Here is a 2158-nt window from a genome sequence, read left to right as displayed (position 1 = left end):
CCACAGCCCGCTCGCATCCCAGAACAACAGCTTCAAGCGAGTGCGCGCGGCGTTCGCGAACAGAAACAAATGCCCACTCAGCGGATCGAGCGCAAGTTCGTCGCGCACCAGGCCGAAGAGCCCGTCGAATCCCTTGCGCATGTCGGTCGCGCCCGTGGCCACATACACCTTCGTCGCCGGACCCAGCGCGAACATCTACGCGCGCTCCGGAGTTGGATGCGCCTCGAGCGCGGCCATCACCTCGCGCAGCAACCCGGCGTCGAAGCCGCGCGCCACTTCGATCACCCGGCCATTGGCGAGACGGATGACAACGCCAGCGGAGAGGGCAGTCCCACTCCGTGGAAGCACATTCGCCCCCGGCGTTTCCCACTCCGGCTCCTCCGCGGCAACCTCCACCGGTAGAATGCGATTCGGCGGGATGCGATTCGGCGGGATGCGATGCCGCGGCCCCTCCGCCTCCCAGGAACCGGCATCCCGTTTGGCTCGGCGAACGTAATAGTCAAGCGTCGTAATGGGAATCCCGCAATCGTCGGCGAAGTCCCTGCGCGTCAACCCACTCGCGCGGTAGCCCCGCACGATTCGGGTACCATAATCCAAGGAATCGAGAAGCTCACTCATGCCTCCAGATCATCAGCATTCCAGCCCGCCCGCAAGAATGCGGTTGCTCTGTAAGCGTACGGCCAACCCCATGCTTGACGAGCTCGGTTAGGCTCTGCTCTGCTTCCAGCGGCTCGGGGTGAGGTGGGCTGTTTCGCTGCGCTTGCGGTCGGCCATGCCGGGGAGGATGGCTAGCAGGTACTCGCGCACAGGGAGGCCTTGCCGGCGGCAGGTCTCGGCGACGCTCAGAATCGCGGCCACCTTCGGTCCGGCGTTCGCGCTGCCCAGATGAATCCAGTTCTTCCTGCCGAGCGCGACGCCGCGCATCGAGTTCTCGGCGAGGTTGTTCGAGAGCTCCACCACCGGATGCGCGAGGAACAGGTTCAGCCTTGGCCACAGCGAAAGCGTGTAGTGGATTGCCCCGCCCAGGGCGCTCTTGGGCAGCACGCTTTTCTGCAAGCGAAGCAGCTCTTCGCGTAGCACAGCCACGAGCGGCGCGGCCCTTTCCTGGCGCAACGCATGGCGCGCTTCGAGGCGCATCCCGGCCTCGCGCGCCTCGCGATCGATGTCGAACAGCTCGTCCATGCGCGCCACCATGCGCGCCGCTTCGGCGTCCTTCGGATTGAGCTTCAGCGCCTCGACGAACTTGCGCCTGGCGTGCGCCCAGCAGGCCGCGCGCAGCATGCCCGCCGCGCCCACCTTGTCGTAAGCCGCGTAGCCATCGGTTTGCAGAATGCCCGCGAAATCGCGCAACATCTTCTTCGGCGCCTCGCGGCCCCGGCCCATCTGAAAGTCGAACAGCACCATCCCGCCCGAATATACTTCGCCCGCTCTTCGATCGAAGGGCGCCGAATATTGCCACAAATACGCTTGATGATTCTTACCCCGCCCATCGTGCATTTGCACGGCAAGCGGCGTTTCATCGGCTTGAATATAATCGCCCGCGAGCAGTTCGCGTTTCATCGCCTCGGCGATGGGTAGCAGCAGATCGCCCACGCGCATCACCCAGCCGCACAATGTCGAGCGGTGAATCTCGACGCCCGCGTCGCGCAGGAGCATCGCGCTCTGGCGGTAGAGCGGGAGATGATCGAGGTACTTGGCGACGACCGCATCGACGACGACGCGGTCGCTCGCGAGGCTCTTCTCGACGATCGAGGGCGCGACGGGCGCGGTCTTCACGCCGCCCTTCGCGCACGCGCAGGCCCGCTTCTCGCGCTTCGTCACGCGCACGAAATACTCGGCCGGTTTGACGTCGAGCTGCTCGCTCTCCTCGTAGCCGATCACCGGCATCGTCTTGCCGCAAGCCCCGCACAGGCACTCGGCGGCGGGCACGGGAACGACCTCTTCGACGCGCGGCAGATTCGCCGGCAACGTCTGCCTGCCCGGATGCGGCTTGGCCGCGCGCTGGCGCTTCGGGCGATCCTCGAGACCCTCCTGGCCGCGCGCCGCTTCGGCTTTCACCTCTTCGTCGCTCACGCCCGGCTCGAGTTCGAGCAGCGTCAACTGCGCGTCCGAAAGCGTCTCGCTTCGCGGGCCGTACTTGGAGAGAAGCAGCTTGCGC

At 65.8% G+C, this 2158-nt stretch carries 3 protein-coding genes and 2 pseudogenes; all 5 read right to left on the bottom strand.

Annotated elements, in window-relative coordinates:
• The coding region (gene tnpB / locus OJI97_RS03035; RefSeq protein ID WP_297661032.1) for an IS66 family insertion sequence element accessory protein TnpB at positions 1 to 195 on the bottom strand (195 nt) is incomplete at its 3' end.
• Positions 196 to 618 (bottom strand): hypothetical protein, encoded by a 423-nt coding sequence (locus tag OJI97_RS03030; protein ID WP_297661030.1) that lies wholly within the window; start codon positions 616 to 618, stop codon positions 196 to 198.
• An 87-nt stretch (positions 619 to 705) separates the two neighbouring features.
• Positions 706 to 1956, bottom strand: coding sequence for an IS66 family transposase (locus tag OJI97_RS03025; protein WP_367184743.1), 1251 nt, complete (start codon positions 1954 to 1956; stop codon positions 706 to 708).
• A pseudogene (locus tag OJI97_RS19000) lies at positions 1917 to 2018 on the bottom strand (hypothetical protein); the annotation flags it as partial. The pseudogene OJI97_RS19000 and the gene OJI97_RS03025, both read right to left, overlap by 40 nt.
• Positions 2002 to 2100 (bottom strand): annotated as a pseudogene (locus tag OJI97_RS18995) (hypothetical protein); the annotation flags it as partial. The pseudogenes OJI97_RS18995 and OJI97_RS19000, both read right to left, overlap by 17 nt.
• Positions 2101 to 2158: the final 58 nt, after the last annotated feature.

The sequence above is a fragment of the Sphingopyxis sp. genome, from assembly GCF_025869345.1.
Lineage (GTDB): Bacteria > Pseudomonadota > Alphaproteobacteria > Sphingomonadales > Sphingomonadaceae > Sphingopyxis.
The sequence above is the reverse complement of the archived record's forward strand: the minus strand, read 5'-3'. Positions and strand labels throughout refer to the sequence as shown.

What these genes read in the sequence shown, in the direction of transcription:
- OJI97_RS03030 (WP_297661030.1), bottom strand. Translation starts at nt 618, where the DNA reads ATGAGTGAGCTTCTCGATTCCTTGGATTATGGTACCCGAATCGTGCGG.